This window comes from Enterococcus sp. DIV0800 (genome assembly GCF_050559735.1).
Lineage (GTDB): Bacteria > Bacillota > Bacilli > Lactobacillales > Enterococcaceae > Enterococcus_A > Enterococcus_A devriesei.
The window spans coordinates 14,031-32,601 of the sequence record NZ_CP187899.1 but is presented as its reverse complement, the minus strand read 5'-3'; the positions used below and the strand labels follow the sequence as shown (position 1 = coordinate 32,601).

Genomic DNA, 18,571 nt, shown 5'->3' with positions numbered 1-18,571 from the left:
AGGATGAGTCTCCCCATCCTGTTTAAAAAATTAACTTCTACTATTCTGCTGCGTGTTGCACTTTGCGGTAGCGGAAATATGCTACTGACATTAGGCTTAGACCTACTAGTAAGAATGCTACGATACCCATACCACCAGTAGATGGTAGGAAGCCGCCTTCAGTTACGTTGGCTACATCATATCTCAATGCAGTAGTTGTGTAAGAACCCGCCTTGACCTCAAATTCTTTATCCTCTGTCAACAATTGGAAGCCATGTGGTGCTTTTGTTTCTCTTAAATAGTATGTGCCTTTAGCAAGTCCTTCTACTTTGAAACTACCGTCTTCGGCAGATACAAATTTGTCCGCTTGACTGATTGGATTTGATGCATCAATTTTTGTCCAAGCTGGTTTTTTATCAGCATCTTGAGTCAAGTAGTATTCGTCTGAGCCATCTTTCTTAAGGATAGCAAATTCTGCACCTTGCAGTCCTTGAGCTTTATCTCCTTCTTCGTGTTTCAAGAATTTCATACCACCAGTTGAAATCCCTGGTACTGTTTGATCGTTTTCGCGGTTGTCTGCTTGACCTCCATCATGTTCCATGTTTACTAAGAAATCATTCTCTACTTTCACATCAACGGCTGTTTCATTAGTAAATGATACCCCGTAAACCAATTCGATCTTTTGACCTGCATATTTTTTTAAGAATTCTGCGGTTGCTACTGATTCACCGAATTTAGCTGCATCGCCATCACTCTTTTCATTGTTCAATTTTGCCGCCATAGTGAATCCCGCTTTTTTGCCAGTATAAGGACCTGTTGGACCTGCATTGACTGGTGTGATTGGCATTTTAGCTTCAAGTGCTGCTCTAGCCGCAGTGTCTAATTTCACTCCGCCGATCCAAATTTCAGAAATACCTTCAAATTTCATTCCTTCAACTGACACTTCATCTTTTAATTCAAATTTTGAATAACGTGTTTGGTCTACCCCTGCTGTGCCAACATCATGAAGGATTTCACCGATTTGACTTGGGAATGTGAATGATGCTTTGTAGCTGACGACTTTACCGATATCATAAACATAGTAGCCATCTGCTGGTACTGTTAAAGGATTTCCTTCATCATCTAACAATTCTTTTTTAGGATTTTCTTCATTTTTAAGTTTGTTCTTCGGATACAAATGAATATCTTCAATTGGAGTTGTTCCGTCTGCTTTCATCGCTGGTAAAACTAACAATGTTGGATAGCCTTCATACTCTTCATAATCTGCAGGAACATCTTCTTTAAAGAAGTATACTTTGTAGATTCCGCCTGCCGTGCGTTTTGCTAAGTCTTTAAATTCCACTTTACCATCTGAGTCAGTTGCTTTGCCTGTTGCCGCTGGTATCGCACTTGGATCCAATGCAAAATCTTTAACGACTAGTTTAACCGCGTCATCATAGTCGGTACCTTTTGCTAATTCTTCATCTAATGCTGCATAGAAAGCTGTAGTGACATCATACGGTGTGAATGTAACGCCTTCTAATGGTTGAAAATGATCGAAAGCATCTGTAACTTCACCAGGATTTTTCATCGCCGTCGGAAATTGGTCCATCTTCTTCTTGTGCAATGTAACATTGACTGTGTCACCCGCTGCTGAAGCTTCATTACCAAAACCCGCTAATCCAGCGATCAGTGGTACCATGCATAACAGCGCCATGATAAAACTTATTACCTTCCCTCTACTCTTCATTTTTCTTTTCCCCCTATTTTCTTTTTTTTATTTGTTTTAAACCAATAAAACCAATCATTACTAAAACTAAGCCAATCCTAGAAAAATCTCTCACCAAGTCGTTGGTGGATGGATATCGTTTCCCTAAAGTCGGAAAATCTTTTGCTGCGCTAGGCTCCTCTGGCTCCAATGGTGGTGCCGGATCTTCCGGTGGTGCCGGTACTTTGATATCTTGATATTTCCCATAAATCAGTAATCGTTGTGCTTCCTCCCCTGTTTCCGGATGTTGCTGCGGGAAATATAGAATGATCGGCAACATGTGGTATTCTCCCTCTTCACCACTGGCTAAGATCAAATACGCCGCGTCTTTTCCATCTTGGTAACGGGGAACATCGAATGAGACGTTCCCGCTACCATCAACTAAGTAGGAGGCTTCGTTCAGTTTCGTCAATTGTTCCTGTTCTACAAATGACTTTAGTTCCTCTTTACTTGAGTAAGTGTTCATTAAATATTCTTTGTCCTGCTTCTCATCCCCTTTACGTTCCTCTCGCCATTGCGTCAGATCATAAACATCAAATGCTAACTTCTCCGTCCCCTCTACTTTTTTTCCCTTTTCTGACCATGTGTGAATCCACAGATCAACTTGCTCCTCTGCTCCAACTGCTGTTCCACCCAAAAAGCATATTCCCAGAAGCAGGCTTAGAATAAATGAAAGTCCTTTTCTCATTTATTAGCCCTCCCTTCTGCTGCGGATCACGAAGACTCCGCCAGTAATCATCCCAGCGACAGCCAAACTCGCTGCCACTAACATAAAGGCTTTGATACCTGTATCGCCGGTTGCCGGCAGTGCACCTTCACGATCTTTCTTATTAGTCACCGTCAAGGTAATGTCATTTCCATACTCATCGACCCCACCATACCAAGTGGCATTCGGATGTGTGGGAATCGTGACAGTCCCATCGAGACCGATCGTGATGCTGATCGGAGTCGTGATTTTACTGTAATCTTGAGGAGCTTGAGTTTCTTCTAAGGTATACTGTCCAGGCCTCAAATTATTGAAAAACATAAACTCAGAACTTTCCGTTTGCTCGTATCCATCCGGTCCACTCAATTTGAAAGTTGCTCCCCCAAGTGGTGTTGACCCATCTTCATCGACCTTTAGAACCGTCATTGAGAAATCCTTTAATTTATTTTTTGCTTTATAAGAATCGGTACTGTTATTGACCTTGACTACTAAAGCTGTACCTGCTCCGTTTTCTGTCACAACGATGTCAAAATTACTCATTTTTTGGAACCCTTGTGGCACATGTGTTTCTTCTACTTCAAAGGTTCCGAAAGTCAAGTTCTCGATTTTGACCTCACCAGAAGCATTTGGCGTAAGATTTTCTGCTAAAACAGTTCCATTTGATTTGCGTTTGACACTAAACTTCGGTAAATCACTGCCGCTAAACGGTGTCGCTCCATCATCAAAGACCTTCACGAATTGATAATTGGTTTTTATTAAGGTATTCGTGATCTTTACTGTTCCCTCTACAAAAGCCAGCTCTGGCTTAGTAAAAGCGGCGATATTCATTGTTGGCGCTTTGTATCCTGGTGTACGGTTTAACTCTTGAACACGATAGACGATCGAGTCATCGCCATCGACTGCTGAAAAGTTGTCTTTCCAATTATTTCCCGCATCCAATACCTTCTCCTCAACATTCTCCCACCCAGTGCCGCCCAATCGCTGAAGTTGCGCCGTTACACTCGTCGGTCGAGTCCCGAATTGGTTATTTTCATCCTCCCAGACCTTTTCGACTGGGATGACGAAATCAGCTGCTGAAATTGTATTGGTAATTTTGATTCCGCCAGCGGGCATTGGATTCCAATCTGAGTTAAACCACTCCTGATTATACTGAGGCGCCTCATAACCAGTCACTTGCCCTACTTCAACTATTCTATAACTGATCGCTTCATAATTTTCCACTGTGAAACTATCTTTCCATTGTTTACTTGCTACTAAATCTTTAGTGGCAATATCATCCCAGTCGACCCCATTTGAGCGTTGCAACTTGACTGTAATCTTTGGTGGTCGTTTGTTGGTTTGATTATTGTCATTCCAGATTTTTTCTACTGGAATCTCAAAAGCAGCACCTTTAATTTTATTAGTGACCTGCACTTCTCCTGTAAATGGAGTCGCTGAGTTGATCGTCGCTGGACTGACCGTAGCCGGTAAATAGCCTGTTGTTTGGGTCGGTTCAGTGACGCGATATTGGATTCCAGCACCTTTTTCAAGGCCGGTAAAGGTTTGTGTCCAAGAATTCGAGTTGCTTAACTGTTTAGTCCCTACATCTGTCCAGCTGCCGCCGTTCGTTGACCGTTGCAATTTGACTGTGATACTTGATGGTCGTTTGCTAGTATCATTATTATCATCCCAAATTTTTCTTACTGGAATACTGAGTTCATCAATCGTCTGTTGTTTACGAACGGATGGTACACCGAAATCCAATAAATCCGTAGTTCGTTCAGGTGTTGGATTTAAAGTGGTTCTCCCATTCGTCGGATACCAACGATTAGATACCGCGTTTGATTTTAGACGAACAGTGTATTCAACTTCGATCTCTTGATTCCCAGTTAAGTTGATATTACAAACTTCGATTTGACGATTGCCATTTGTGGGATAAGCACTTGGTTGATCCTCATATGCAATCGGAGCTCCACCCACTTGAGTCCATGTCGGCCCTCTAACTAATTCCACCATATCTCCCAATGGATCGCAGATTATCCCTTTATCCACTGTTCGAATAACGGTTTGATACCAGGCTTTGATATCTTCCGTCAGGGAGGATGCATTTACTGAATGATGGAAGAAATGATCGTTTTGTCCATAGCCGCCAGCATTTGCCTTCCGGCTCGCCATCATATACAATCCTTCCAATAACTCATTTACATTGTGATCACTACCATCGCTAGGCGAAGTAATCTGTACCGCCACTGCATGAATTTCAATCCCGTTATTCTTCAAGCGAAAAGCGGTCGAATTTGTCGTCGTAATATGGCTATTTATTGGAGAACCATTCACATACAATGATCCGCTCGTAAATTTTGTCTTATTATACCCACCGTTCAACGTACTACCATTCTTGTAATTAGGTTTCGAACCTGAGTCGAAATTAGTTACAAGTGTCTTATCATAAAACATAGTGTTATTCGGTTCCGCACTTAATGGCACCCAACTCGTAGTCGGTGCTCCGTCTGTCAAAACAAACAAGAGCTTATGACGGTTTTCACCTAAGCTAGTCGATGGATCATCAAAGATATCCTCTGCTTCTTGCAACCCGCGTTGTGTGAAAGTATCCCCTACAGGTGTTAGATCAGCATAATCAGTTTTGATTTTTTCCCAATCAGTAGGATTCGCTGACAATTTATGCCGTGTTTTGGATCGAGTCCAGTTCCAATCATCTTCAATCACTTTTTCATAACTAGCAAAAATATGAGCTCCAACTCTAATTCCATTAGATGAAGGATTTGCGTCTTCCTTAAGCTTGTCAATAATTTTGTTCAAAGCGGTGACTGCTTGGCTTTTTTTTGGTGACCCGCCAGCTTTCATTGATCCCGTATTATCTAATAAGAAGACGATATCTACACCCGGCTTATGAGTGGTGTTCCCTTTTACATTTAACTTGATCTTGAACTCATCTTCTTCATTAGTTTTTTGCGCATATTTTCTTAATGATAAGTTCGGATCAGAAGGGTCCTCACCGTATTTCATGTAGGATTTCGTGTGATTGTCACCCGCTACATTCCAACTTGTTTCACCATCCCAATTGTTTGAACCAGCTGGACTCCCTTGATGGTTCTTGATATTCGGTTGCCCTTGCGGTGACCAAGCTGAAATCGGATAGACGTCATTTCCTGTTGTATATTGCGGTACTTTGGTTTGATAGATTGGCTCAAACATTCGACTAGTCGAATTCATCGGTGCATTTGCCGGTCCGTTGCTTTGTGTCGCTTTTTCTTTTTTAGGACCAATCAATCCTTGAGAACTCTCGGTCGTTTTTTCTTTTTTCGTCTCTGCTTTTTTGCTTGAACTGTTCGTCGCTTGCTTTTCATCTTTTAGTTTCAAAACATAAGGCTTTTCTTGATTCAAGACATTTTCTTCGATCTTTCCATCTGATTCGTCGGAAATACTTTTCTGATCCATTTGAACATATAAGTTAAGTTCCTTGATTGACTTAGAAAGCTTCACTGTTATTTGCTTTTCTTGCTCTGCTGAAAATTCTTTTTCTATCAACCATCCGCCGTCTTCTTTTAGACTGGCCGATTCTGGATATTCGATTGATTCATTCTTTCCATCGGTTAGTTTCATTTTGAGTCGCTGTTGTACTTTTTTATCTTCTGCTCGCCGTTTGAACTTCAATAACAATTGACTATCTTCAGCTTTTTCTTCAAATTCATAAGACATATTCAAATAATCTTCATCAATAATGGTCTTTTTGATCGTTTCTGATTGAACTTGTGTAGTTGGAAGAAACACCCCCGCTAAGAAAGAAAACATTAGTGTTACTACGACGAATAGTTTTATTTTAGGCATTTTTTACCTCCCCCCCTTCGCTTATTTATATTTCCAAGATTATAGTAACTGATATTAATTTCTTCTGCATTTCACCTTTTCGTTTTTTATTCGTTATTATATTTTAGTTATACGCTATTAATAAGGTGATGCAAACGAATTAATAAGTTATTTTATCCGATAAAAGAATTTCTCTTAGCGTTTATTGACATTCATATGTTTAATAAAAAAAGCACCCTTTCGAGTAATCAAAGGAAGATTAACTCATGAACGAATAACCTGTTTTCTCATTAAATCCTTGTTATTCCACGCATTTTCAACAAATTTTTTTCATTTCTTGACTGAACAGAATTTGATAAAGAATGATAGGATTCAACATAGACTTTTATTGACAAAAAAAGATTTAAAAGGGTTTTCAGGGCGTTTATTATTTATTTTCTATTTATTTCAAACGTAAATTGGTATTTTGAAAGTAGAACAGTCACTAATATCCTCCTAAAAGTAAATAATCGATTAATTTCCCTCCATTTTCTTTTTAAAATTTTGACATTATGAAATAAATCATCTTCTTTTTATAACAAAAGGAGCTAGTTCAACTTTTCAGCAAATAAAATTAAAAATTTTTCTATCACAAAAAAGTGAGTGCATTGAATAAATTCTTCAATACACTCACTTCAAAACTATTATGCCACTCACGGACGGAATTTTTTCTTCTATATAAATCCGTAAATATTTTGGCTTAATGAGTTTTATCATTTGTCTGTTGTTGTTAGAAAAGTCTACGCAAAAAAACATCCAAGAAAACTGATTCTGCTGACCAGTTTTCTTGGATGTATCACTTTTTTAGTATACACGCACTCCGAAATCTGGTGCGTAATATTGAGTTGAACCGTATTTCACACTTTCACCTGGTTGCGGCGCATGAATATAGCTATCGCCACCGGCTGAAATCGCTACGTGATAGGTATCGCCTTGCTGGCCCCAGAATAACAAATCTCCTTGTTGTGCTTGACTTACAGAAATTTGTTGACCTGAAGATTCTTGCGCGACTGTCCAAACACCAATATCTTTTCCTGTTACTTGCTTGTAAACATATTGTGTCAAACCTGAACAGTCAAAGCCGCTTGGATCTTTTCCGCCCCATACATATTGAGTCCCGATGTATTTCTCAGCTTCATCTACAATCTGTTGCCCTTGAGAGGTCTGCTGTGATTGTTCCGGTGCTGGTGTTGCTTCCGGCGTTGTCGCTGGTTGTTCTGGCGTTGGTGTTGCTTCCGGCGTTGTTGCTGGTTGTTCTGGTGCTGGTGTTGCTTCCGGCGTTGTTGCTGGTTGTTCTGGTGCTGGTGTTGCTTCCGGCGTTGTTGCTGGTTGTTCTGGTGCTGGTGTTGCTTCCGGCGTTGTTGCTGGTTGTTCTGGCACCGGTGTCGGTGTTGGTGTTACTATTGGTTCTTGATTGACCGTTGGCTGAACTTCCGGCTGAATCGCATCTGGTGTCGCAATTTGATCTGCTGCTAAATCAGTTGATACTGCAGGAATTTCCGGCGTTGGTGTGTTTGCCACTGGTGTAGCTGCCGTTTCTGTTTTGCTGACAACTTGGTCTTCAACAACTGGCTTCGCAACTACCTTGCCATTGCCTACGACTACCTTTTGACCTGGATAAATCGTGTTACCTTCAATACTGTTCCATGATAAGAACTCTTCTAGTCCAATTCCAAATTGATTCGTGATAGAATAAACCGAATCGCCTGATTGAACAGTGTATTCTTGTGCGTCAGCAGGCGTGTTCGCCGCAGGTTGTGCAACTGGCGGTGTTACGTCTTTTGTAGCATCGTAAGTAGCCAAATCATGATCCTGAATCACTGAAACTAATTTTTGAACATAGCCTTCATCGTCATTAAAGCGTCCTTTTAGGGCTTCAGCTGCAGCTTGATAGCTGTCTGATTTACTACGCCATGAACCACTGAAATAGTTTTCATTGCCATCGCGAGAAGTTGTTTTCATGATCTCGATGTAATCTTCAATCGCTTCTTTATATGAAGCATACTTTTTCATTTCTTTCTTTTCTGCTTTGCCAGTATTTGAATCGGTTTTCTCTAAAATTGCGGAATTTCCTTGATACTGACCTTCTAAGCCGAAAAGATTATAATATGGCGCCTGGGAAAAATCTTTTTGTCCCCAATTACTTTCAACAATTGCTTGAGCGATCATTACCGATGCATACAGATCATGTTTTTCCGCTAACGGACGAATTTCTTTTGAAATTTTGTTGATAAACGCTTTTTCGTCAACAGATTTTGTTGACTCCGACGTGTTCGTGGCTTTAGCTTCAACTTCATTTGGACTAAGTAAAGGTGCGACTACTGAACAAGTGACTAACGCTGTCCCCAACACAGCAGAGCTCTTTTTCAAATAGTGGTAGTTATTGCTTTTCTGTCGTTTTTGCTGACGCAACTCGCGTCGGGTTAAAACTTTAGTTGCCATTCGACCTCTCTCCATTCTCTCTCAGTATTCTTTAAAACTTTTAACAGAATTAATTATAACACATGAGAAACAATTGGTCATGGACTGCGAACTACAAATCTTAATATTATATATTATTTTTTAAGAGAAACGACTAAAATGTGCTAATTTTCACTTACTTTTTAATTTATAAAAAAATCGGGTTTGATTAGAGACTCTCAGGAGTCTTTTAAAAAATTCATAATAAAAAAAATGATCGAGGTGTTTTTATATGTTAAAAGAAAAAGTAAGAAATCTGCCTAAAACGCCTGGAATCTATCGTATGAAAAACATGAATGAAGAAATTATTTACATTGGAAAAGCAAAAAATTTAAAACAGCGCGTTAGCAGCTATTTTATCAATAATAAGCAGCATTCCCGAAAAGTGCAGGAGCTAGTCAAGTGGATCGCAGATTTTGATTATCAATTGGTTGATACCGAGTTTGATGCCCTCCTATTAGAATGCCAGCTAATCCATCAAATGCGTCCTCGATACAATCGCATGATGAATTACTATGAAGGTTACGGCTACTTTCAATTTTTAGAAAAAGCTCCCTACTTGAAAGTTCTAAAAGAATGGTCTAGCGTTGGACTCGTCATCGGCCCCTTCTTCAAGCAAGGCAAGCTAGAAGAATTAAAAGCAATTATTAACAGTGTTTATCGCCTAGAAGGACCACTAAAATTTGTCGGAGGGATTGTGGCAGATTACCGTGATATTGACCCTGAAAAAGAATTTTTATTGCGAATTCAGGAGATCAAAGAAACGTTACTAGGAAACTCTACTGCGTTACTCACTCGGATTGATCAGCGTGTTCAAAGTGCCAACGAGCGCCATGATTATGAAGCTGCCGCTCAATGGTGGGAAAACTACCTGACCGTTCAACGATTCTTACGCCGTAACAAGCAACTAATTCAAAGCATGCAGAATCAAACATTTGTCGGTATTTTGCTTGAGGAAGGAAAATACTATTGCTACTTGTATGCGAAAGGCGAGTTATTAAATCGAGTAGTTTATCAGCGTAAGCCTAGCTTTTCTCAGGCCCAAAAGCGTCTGGAAAAAGCTGTGTCAGTTAAAACTTGGCAGCGTTTAGAAGCTAAGCCTGCCTTAGACAAACAAGACGTCGATCTGTTCCCGATCTTTTTTAATTACTTGAATCGCCATGGGGAAGTTAAAGCTATGCCCCGCTCAAATTGAGGTTACTATTTGTATTCGATTTCATTCCTTGATACAATCGGCGTATGAGTTTATGAAATGAGGGATGACTATGCAAATTGAAAAGATTACCAAACCGGCGCAAATCATTGTTTCAATGTCTACACAGATTTCACATGAACACATTCCCAACTATATAGGAACTGCCTTTGTAGATCTGATGGGCTACATTCAAAAAAAAGGCGCCGAGCTAGCAGGTACTCCTTTTATTTCTTATTTAAATCTAAATGAGCAAGGCCAAGCAAAGGATGAACTATTAGCGCTAGAAATTGGGTTCCCGATTAATCAGGAAATCCCTTCTACGGAGAAATTCCAAAGCTATACCTTGCCTAGCTATCAAGCTGTACGAACGCTATATATTGGGGATTACGATGATCTAGCAGATTCGTATCAGGAACTGATTGACGCCATCAAACATGAGAATGGTGTATTCACTTTCCGTAGCTACGAATACTTCTTAACCGATGCCTCTGCACCCTTAGAGGACCAAGAAACAATGATCGAATTGACTTATCGCCCTAAGCGCAAAGATCTTTTAACTAGTTAAGCCTAAAGAACGAGCCTCCTATTGCAGGAGGCTCGTTCTTTTTTTACTAACTTATTAAAAAGTAAAAAGTCGGTTGTCTTTTTCAAAATTTTCCTAGCTTAAAAGCCAACAATAAAAAAACAAAAATGCGAAAACTTATCTATAAACTTTTAAAAATCTTCTTGTAGTCTTTTATAACTTTATCAAAAGTCATTTTCATTTATTTAACATTACATTTATTCTTTTTGATTATTTTTTATAAGACACATTTTTTGTCAAAACTTATTTTTCTTAAAATGTGTAAAGTTATTTTCGGGTAAATCTTTTAAAAGACGTTATCATAAATATCATTTATCGTAACTTACCTAGCATATAATAACACTTACCGTTAGTTATTAAGCCTTATTGCAAGAAAAACTCTCTCAAAAAAAGAGAGAGTTTTGTTATATATGGCATTTATCAGGCTAAAAAGTTTTTCCCCACATTTCAAATAAACACTCATTTTTAGAATAATGCAGGACGGTCAAACTGGAGTTATCAACAATTCCGCCTTCACGAATCTTGGCTAACGGAATTCCCTTCAACGTATTCAGTAAGGCCATCAATAAGATTCCATGACTAACCACCAATACTTTTTCATTTGGATAAGCCTTAGCGGTTTCTTCAAGAACGCGTCTGCTACGCGTAATCAGTTCTGCATAAGATTCTCCGTGAAACAGCTTCGCATCAAATTGATCTGGCGCTTCACGGTATAAGCGAAATTGTTCTGGGAAGCGCTCTTTGATCTCCGTGATCCGCTTTCCATCCCAATCACCGATCCGCAATTCTCGCAAGTCTTCGACGATCCTTAATTCCGGCGGCTGCAGATTCTCCTGTAAAATAAGTTTAGTCGTAGTTTGTGCCCGCATCTGCGGCGATGAAAGAGCCACATCAAACGACACTTCTCGCAAATATTCCCCTATTTTTTTCGTGGCTTGAACCCCTTCAGGAATAAGCGGCGAATCAACACTTCCGCCATTGAATCGTCCTGCCGCGTTAATCTCTGTTTTCCCGTGTCGGACAAAATAAAATACTGTCACAACCCTCACCTCTTTCATGAGCAATTATACACTACTTCTACCGGGTATTTATCGCAATCATCGGTCAGAAATGAAAATCCCAAAAACGATTCATTTTATAAAATAGTCAGTTAGTAAGCACGTGACATCGTAACCGCATTCATTTATAATAAAAACAACAAACAAAATAATTTTGGTCGTTTATTAATTATTTTGAAATACTTACAGACCTGACATCCGCTAATATTTAATTAGAAATTAATTCAGATAGAAAAACACGATAAGGAGGGAATCATATGGAAGACGAAAAAAAGCAGCAAACCAGTACAGGTTTAGCCTTGGCAACTGCTGGTATTTTTAGTTTGATTCTTTTCAGTATCCTCCTGCTGGCACGCGTGGTGGAGCATCGGGAAATTATGGATCTCTTTTGTTTAGTAACGGGTGCCGCTGCAGCTTTTTGTTATGGAAAATTCCTCTGGGTCAAGCAAAAAACTTGGCTGGTTCTATCGATTCCCCTGTTCATCAGCTGTATTTTCTTTTTTATCCAATATTTGTTTTAACGATCGTCGGTATGCAGATACCGGCTTTTTTTGTTAGTATAGGGATAATTAATTATCGATGAGGAGGAATAGGATGTCTGATTTTGCGAAGTTGGTTGATTTTTTGACTATAGTTCCAGAGAATAATACTTTTTCATCAGAGACTTTGATTCTAGCGGGAAATAGTATTCCTGAGCTGATTCTTGCTACTGGTAGGTTTTGCCAAAAAGAATCCTCCATCAAGCGAGTAGTTTTTGTTGGCGGAATTGGTCACGGCACCCAGCGCTTATTAGCGAATTGCCAGCAGCGCTTTCCTGAGCTGTTTAAGCAAGAATGGATAAATTTTTCTGAGGCGGAGATTATGCGGGAGCTTTTTTTAACGATTTGCTCACGGAAGTTAGAGCTGCTGTTAGAAAAAAAATCGACAAATACTGGAGAAAACGCCCGTTTTTCTTTTGAATTGTTTCGATCGGATGCGCCAAAAAGTTTTTGGCTCGTGCAAGACCCTCTATTACAAATGCGGAGCCATTATACCTTCAGTAAAGAATGGTATTTACCACTTGCCGCGATTCAGCCGTTGTTTTTTGAACGACCGATTTTGATCGATTTTCAAACCCAGCCCCACTTCAAAAATGCGAAGATGGACAGCTGGTGGCAGCCGGATTATTTTTTATCACTAGTGATCGGCGAAATTCGCCGACTGAATGATGACTCCTTTGGTTACGGACCTAAAGGCGCCAATTTTATTCCTCACGTGGAAGTTCCGGAGACCGTTTTAGCTAGTTATCATCGCTGCCATAAGCAATTGGTCGATGATGTCCGGGGATAAATTGAATAGCAAAAAAGACTCTCGACATTTTTTACAAACTCACTTGTAAAGTTGACTATCGAGAGTCTTTTTTTATTCAATCACTGTACTGACAAAGCCCGACACCTTATCAAACAAATTGCCGAAAAAACCAGAGACAGACTGCCATAAACTACCAAAATCGGGGTTGGCAATGAAATTCTGCGCTTGTGAGATGAACTGATCTTTATACACATAAATAATAAATAGCAAAAACAGCACGCCGGCGAGCCGCCACAAAACTGATCCGACCTTTACGACAAAATATATCAGCAACGCGATAAACGCGATTGCAATCAACTGATCCATTTAAAATTCCTCCTCTGAATCTTGCTCATTTAACTTATAGGCTTATTATGCCTGTTTTCTTTTAATTTAGCATGGGTCGCAAGTCTGATATCCACTGCGAAAAGAAAACTTAAGAAAGCGATTCTAAGAATTTGCAAATGACTGGATTCTTGCTGCATCAGGCTTCGTTTTCACCTACAAAAAGAACAACCTTTATTTCTTTGGGTTTTAACAGAAATTTTGTCATAAACTCTAAGCGTATTTACGCTATATTAAAAAAATATCGCGTTACTATAGAATTAAAATACTGTGTAAAAGGAGTCGTATTTGTGTCCACAATTACTGAACAAGCCTTAGAAGAATTAAGTCCCTTTGAATTAAGTCTCTTTTTGGAACAAAAGATTCACGAAAATAAACAAGTTACCAATTTATTGAATGCCGGACGAGGGAATCCTAACTGGACAGCCCCTACTCCTCGGGAAGCCTTCTTTTTATTAGGACAATTCGCTACGCAAGAAACCCTCTTTGATAGTGGCGGTGAGTTAACGGCTGGCATGATCAAGTCCGATACAAATCGCAGCCAGCGTTTCGTCGAATTTTTAGCCGCTCATCCTAGTAAAGGTGCAGACTTTTTGAAAAAAATCTGGTTTTCCGATAATAATTATCTAGGAATGCCGAAAGAACAATGGTTGACAGATATGTTGGATCATATCATTGGTGACAACTACCCTAATCCAGTCCGTTGTTTATCCGCCTGCGAAGGTCCAATTAAAGCCTATTTGAATCAAGAACTGTTCTCTAGCAGCGAAGTCCCCTTCGATATTTTTGCCGTAGAAGGCGGAACTGCGGGCATCTGCTATATCTTTGATACGTTAGTTAATAATTATTTATTGAACCGCGGCGACAAGATTGCTTTGATGTTACCGACCTTTGCTCCTTATTTGGAAATTCCAGAATTACCGCAATATGCTTTTGAAATCGTCAAAGTTCAAGCGAAACAAACCATGCTTGACGGCAAAATGACCTACCAATATCCTGACGCTGAGATCAATAAACTACGAGACGACGAAATCAAAGCAGTCTTCGTCGTCAATCCAAGTAATCCGACGGCTAATGCTTTGGCACAGCCTACGATCGATCTATTAAAAGATATTGTAGCGACCGATAATCCGGAATTGATGATCTTGACCGATGATGTCTACGGTACCTTTGTTCCCGTTTTTACATCATTGTTCTCAGAAATTCCTTATAACACCGCTTGTATCTATTCGTATTCAAAATACTTTGGTGCAACCGGCTGGCGTGTTGGCACCATCGCAGTTGCCAAACATAATTTATTTGATGAATTGATCGCCAATCTGCCGACAGAACAAATTGACAAACTCAACGAGCGCTATGCATCACTGACAGCTGATCCAACAACGATTACTTTCATTGACCGGATAGTAGCCGATAGTCGTGATGTCGCCTTGAATCACGCTGCCGGACTTTCCGCCCCGCAGCAAGTCATGATGGTAATGTTTAGCTTGTACAGTTTATTAGACGAAGGCCAAGCCTATAAAGCCGAAGTCATGGACATTTGTCGTGAACGGGAGAAATTATTGTTCCACACACTTGGTTTACAAGAGCCGTTAGAAGATTTGGACACTGCTTATTACTGCGAGATCAATTACGAAGATTGGACTCGCAAACGGTATGGCAATGATTTCGCGGATTATTTGAAAAAATCATGGACTGTTACCAAGGTTCTGACGAATCTAGCAGAAAAAGAACAATTGATGTTGCTAAAAGCCAATGCTTTTGGCAGTAGCGAATGGGCTGTTCGGGTCTCACTTGCGAACTTAGCCACCAATCAATACCCAGAAGTCGGCAAACGAATCATTCATCTGTCTGACGATATCCACGAGCAATGGGTGAAAAATAAATAATTTCATAAAGAGGCCGTGACAGAAGTTACTACTGAAACGCCGGTTACTCGTAAACAGAACTTGCGACAAGATTTTTGTCACAGGTTCTGTTTTATTTTTATACTAACCATCTTATAAATTGGCTGAGTAAAAACAAATCCAATTGGCTGTTTTAAAAGACGCACTAAATGTATATAGTTGAAAAATGAGGAAACTTGAATTGGAGGAATGAATGATGAAAAAAGTAGCAACCATCGCCGGTTCAGATGCTACTGGCGGCGGCGGTTTAGAAGCCGATTTGAAAACCTTTCAAGAATTTGGCACATTTGGTTTTGCAGCGATCACCTCCATTGTGACCCTGGATCCAGAAAACGGTAATCATCAGTTAACGAGTCTTGATTTGCCGTTGATTCAATCCCAGATTGCTTCTGTTTTAGCCGGACCAATCGACGCAATCAAAACAGGCTTACTTCCTTCCCGTGAGATTATCGAACTGGTGTCGGAAAAATTGCCAAATCAAATTCCCTTGATCGTTGATCCTGTTATCGGCGGCAAAGGAACACAGGATTTTATTAAAAATGATCAAGTCCAGGCTTTACGTAAAAAGTTATTGCCGCAAGCTTTGATTACCACACCAAATTTGCGGGAAGCTGGCATTCTATCTGAGTTAGGTGACCTTACTTCAGAAAAACAAATGCAGCAAGCCGCGAAAAAAATCGCGCTACTAGGCGCAAAACATGTCGTTATCAAAGGCGGCGCCCGCTTAGATTCAAAACAAACCTTGGATCTGCATTATGATGGAAGAGCTTTTCAGAGCTACCCCCACCCTGTCATCGATACACCTTACAACCATGGGGCGGGCTGTACTTTTGCCGCGGCAATTACTGCAGCGGTTGCGAAGGGCTATCCAGTTGAAGCTGCCATCAAAATAGCGATTGATTTCGTTCAAGCCGCCATCACAATGGGCGAGCAAATAAATCCCTACGTGGGGCACGTCTGGCACGGCGCTTATACCCACGCAGAAAAAAGATTGGAGTATCCGAATGACAAACGATAAAAAAATCCAAAATTTGGTACTGATTGCGCTTTTTGCGGCGCTAACTTTGATTGGAACCATGATCAAAATACCTTTGCCAACAGGCGCGTTCATCCACTTCGGTAATGCCGTGGTTCTTTTAGCTGTACTCTTAGTCGGCTATTGGCAAGGTGCTTTAGCCGGTGGTATCGGCTTCTTCACTTTTGACATCTTGAATGGCTTTGCCGCCGAAGCGCCGTATTTTTTAGTTGAAAGCTTTGTTGTCGGAGCGGCAGCTTATGGGGCATTTTTGATTTTCAAACGGAAACCAACCCGCATTCCCCAAATCATCGTGATTGGAATCTGTGCCGGTATCGCCAAATTTGTTATGTCCGTCATCAAAACGACTGTCATGGGAATAATCGCTGGCGCCCAGTTAAAACCGGCTTTCTTCGCCGCTTTAGCAACCATGCCAGCAACAGTCATCAATATTTTCTCAACGATTTTGATTGTCAGCCTGATCTTCTTCCCGCTAAGACGGGCAATGCAGCTGATTTTCCACAATCAACCAGCTTAAATTGTGCTATAATGAGTGTCCTTGGCAGGGGCGCAAGCTTAAAACCCACGATTGAAATTGATGCTGTCAATTTCAATCGTGGGTTCTTTCTATTATTATAGAAGGAATTTTTCATACGACTTTCTTCTATTGTATAGTTCTTCTTATCGATTCCAAATAGTCATTAAAAATTGTACCGCCGCACTCAACAGACACAAAAGTCCAATACTTCGGAAAATTCTATTGAGAGTAGCACGATGTCTTCTTGATCGAGCTGCCTTCTTTTTCGTTGGGATGATGAATGAAACTAGTAAGAACAACACACCGGCAGCCAAACTAATAATCAAAAATAAAGGCGATTGAATGATTGAACCCGCTTTTTTTCCAGTTATTGGTAAATTTTTCTGGCGTTCTTTTGTCCCAGATTGCTTCTTTACGTCTTGATAGCTGATAGCTACCTTTGGTAACGTTTGCTCCACTTGTTCTAACGAAGATTTCAATACTAATTGATCGTCTTGCAGGACAAACTCTTTCTTCTGATCTTTTTTCACCACACCGTTAAAATCAGCTGACAATTGAATTTCTTTGCCATTGATTGAATGGCGACCTTTAGGTAAAATACGTTGATATTCATATTCGTTAAAAGCCTTTTCCAAGATCGCGTTTCCAAAAGTATGTCGATAATATTCGCCGTCCTGATCAGACCAGTCGCCAACACCCAGTACCACTTCGATCAAACGCGTGTCTCCTCGTTTAGCAGTAGCAATATAATTGAAGGCTGCAGTCGGTCCTGAGCCAGTTTTCAATCCATCCACACCTTCAATGCCATACTTCGTTCCTGGAAGCGAGTAATTGTAAGTCTCAAAGCTTTCTTCATAGGGTGTTCCCGCCATCGTGGTAACTTTTGGTTGGTTGGTAAACCCTAAGACCTCAGGATGCTCTTTGACTAAATGAAAGACCATCGTCGCCAAATCTCGGGCGGTCGAACGGTTGCTTCCATTTGGATCGAATCCCGCTGGTGTATACATTCCTTCAAAACTAGTCGCTGAGGCCCCACTACAATTGTAAAAAGTCGTTTGCTTCATGCCTATCTTTTGTGCTTTTTCATTCATCCGCTGAATAAAAGCTCCGGCATCATTATCAGAGACCGCATTGGCCAACATGACCGTTGCGACATTAGAGGATGGAACAGTGACCATCGTTAAGAGTTCTCTTACTGGATAGTCCACACCGGCAACAATTTTACTATTGCTGATGGCATAAAGCTGACTGATGGCTTGATCCGTTTCGGTGGCTGTGATCTTCGTATCCAAGTTCAGCTTACCTGATTGAATCGCATCAAAGACTAAGAAAACCGTCATCATTTTTGAAATGCTGGCGGGCTCTCGCAGCATATCCGGCTGATCGCCCCAAAGAATTTGGCCGTTGGTGCCATCAATAATAATTGAAGACTTTGGTTTGTTGATCTCCAACGCTTCGGTATAACCAGCTTCTTGGGTGATCGTAAAAATATCTTCCTCAGCAGAAACTGGCACCGCTGAACTTCCTAAACAAAGCAAAATCGCTGTCGCTAAAATTTTTTTAATCACAAATACACTCCGCTCATTTTGTAATTTTATTCTATTTTAGCATAGACTTATTCAACTTTTGTCATAATTTCACAATTTTCTGAAATAAACCAACGTTATTTAAAATCAATTCATCAATGAATATCGGAAATTTTGAAAAATACCATTGAACGATCTTCCCTTCCCAATCCTCACTTCTGTTTTCTATTTCAACAAGCGCTATTTTTTTCGTCTCTCATGCTAATAATAAATATTCTTCAAATACTAAATAATTAAATAAGTTAATGGGGCTTTTGGTGTTTTATTATTTTATTTT

Annotated in this window: 14 protein-coding genes; 7 read left to right on the top strand and 7 right to left on the bottom strand. The window is 40.2% G+C overall.

All coding sequences use genetic code 11. From position 1 onward, the window contains the following. Positions 1 to 40: 40 nt before the first annotated feature. From IGI54_RS12130 to IGI54_RS12115, 4 genes are all read right to left on the bottom strand, one after another. Positions 41 to 1,708, bottom strand: a complete 1,668-nt coding sequence (locus IGI54_RS12130) for a SpaH/EbpB family LPXTG-anchored major pilin (RefSeq protein WP_430621761.1) — start codon at positions 1,706 to 1,708, stop codon at positions 41 to 43. Between the two features lie 13 nt (positions 1,709 to 1,721). Continuing rightward, positions 1,722 to 2,414 carry a pilin N-terminal domain-containing protein gene (locus IGI54_RS12125; protein ID WP_430621760.1) on the bottom strand — a complete coding sequence of 231 codons (693 nt, stop codon included), beginning with the start codon at positions 2,412 to 2,414 and terminating at the stop codon, positions 1,722 to 1,724. Between the two features lie 3 nt (positions 2,415 to 2,417). Beyond that, positions 2,418 to 6,260, bottom strand: coding sequence for a Cna B-type domain-containing protein (locus IGI54_RS12120; protein ID WP_430621759.1), 3,843 nt, complete (start codon positions 6,258 to 6,260; stop codon positions 2,418 to 2,420). A gap of 822 nt (positions 6,261 to 7,082) precedes the next feature. Next, positions 7,083 to 8,720 carry an NlpC/P60 family protein gene (locus IGI54_RS12115; RefSeq protein ID WP_430621758.1) on the bottom strand — a complete coding sequence of 546 codons (1,638 nt, stop codon included), beginning with the start codon at positions 8,718 to 8,720 and terminating at the stop codon, positions 7,083 to 7,085. 250 nt (positions 8,721 to 8,970) lie between these two features. Here IGI54_RS12115 and IGI54_RS12110 point away from each other — a divergent pair, with 250 nt between their 5' ends. Further along, positions 8,971 to 9,933, top strand: coding sequence for a GIY-YIG nuclease family protein (locus IGI54_RS12110; RefSeq protein ID WP_430621757.1), 963 nt, complete (start codon positions 8,971 to 8,973; stop codon positions 9,931 to 9,933). Positions 9,934 to 10,003: 70 nt separating this feature from the next. After that, positions 10,004 to 10,498, top strand: coding sequence for a GyrI-like domain-containing protein (locus IGI54_RS12105; RefSeq protein WP_430621756.1), 495 nt, complete (start codon positions 10,004 to 10,006; stop codon positions 10,496 to 10,498). A 443-nt stretch (positions 10,499 to 10,941) separates the two neighbouring features. Here IGI54_RS12105 and IGI54_RS12100 read toward each other — a convergent pair whose 3' ends face one another. Next, complete coding sequence (locus IGI54_RS12100; protein WP_211272377.1) at positions 10,942 to 11,556, bottom strand: histidine phosphatase family protein; 615 nt, start codon at positions 11,554 to 11,556, stop codon at positions 10,942 to 10,944. A 275-nt stretch (positions 11,557 to 11,831) separates the two neighbouring features. Between IGI54_RS12100 and IGI54_RS12095 the strand changes: the two genes are divergently transcribed. Both IGI54_RS12095 and IGI54_RS12090 read left to right on the top strand, forming a co-directional pair. Further along, a complete protein-coding gene (locus tag IGI54_RS12095) occupies positions 11,832 to 12,095 on the top strand; it encodes a DUF6442 family protein (RefSeq protein ID WP_071861959.1) in 264 nt (87 codons plus the stop codon). Positions 12,096 to 12,168: 73 nt separating this feature from the next. Then, complete coding sequence (locus IGI54_RS12090) at positions 12,169 to 12,903, top strand: YdcF family protein (RefSeq protein WP_430621755.1); 735 nt, start codon at positions 12,169 to 12,171, stop codon at positions 12,901 to 12,903. Between the two features lie 72 nt (positions 12,904 to 12,975). Here the strand turns inward: IGI54_RS12090 and IGI54_RS12085 are convergent, their stop codons facing one another. Continuing rightward, on the bottom strand, positions 12,976 to 13,230 hold the full coding sequence (locus tag IGI54_RS12085; RefSeq protein ID WP_071861961.1) for a hypothetical protein: 255 nt from the start codon (positions 13,228 to 13,230) through the stop codon (positions 12,976 to 12,978). Between the two features lie 308 nt (positions 13,231 to 13,538). Between IGI54_RS12085 and aspD the strand changes: the two genes are divergently transcribed. The 3 genes from aspD (at position 13,539) to IGI54_RS12070 (ending at position 16,708) form a co-directional block, all read left to right on the top strand. After that, a complete protein-coding gene (gene aspD, locus IGI54_RS12080) occupies positions 13,539 to 15,137 on the top strand; it encodes an aspartate 4-decarboxylase (RefSeq protein ID WP_430621754.1) in 1,599 nt (532 codons plus the stop codon). A 214-nt stretch (positions 15,138 to 15,351) separates the two neighbouring features. Then, positions 15,352 to 16,173: a bifunctional hydroxymethylpyrimidine kinase/phosphomethylpyrimidine kinase gene (gene thiD, locus IGI54_RS12075; protein ID WP_430621753.1), complete on the top strand. Its 822-nt coding sequence runs from the start codon at positions 15,352 to 15,354 to the stop codon at positions 16,171 to 16,173. Continuing rightward, entirely contained in the window at positions 16,160 to 16,708 is a 549-nt protein-coding gene (locus tag IGI54_RS12070) for an ECF transporter S component (RefSeq protein WP_313631026.1), read from the top strand. Before thiD ends, IGI54_RS12070 begins: the two co-directional genes overlap by 14 nt. Before the next feature lie 143 nt (positions 16,709 to 16,851). Here IGI54_RS12070 and IGI54_RS12065 read toward each other — a convergent pair whose 3' ends face one another. Beyond that, on the bottom strand, positions 16,852 to 18,276 hold the full coding sequence (locus IGI54_RS12065) for a DUF1958 domain-containing protein (RefSeq protein ID WP_379947054.1): 1,425 nt from the start codon (positions 18,274 to 18,276) through the stop codon (positions 16,852 to 16,854). Between the last annotated feature and the right edge of the window lie 295 nt (positions 18,277 to 18,571).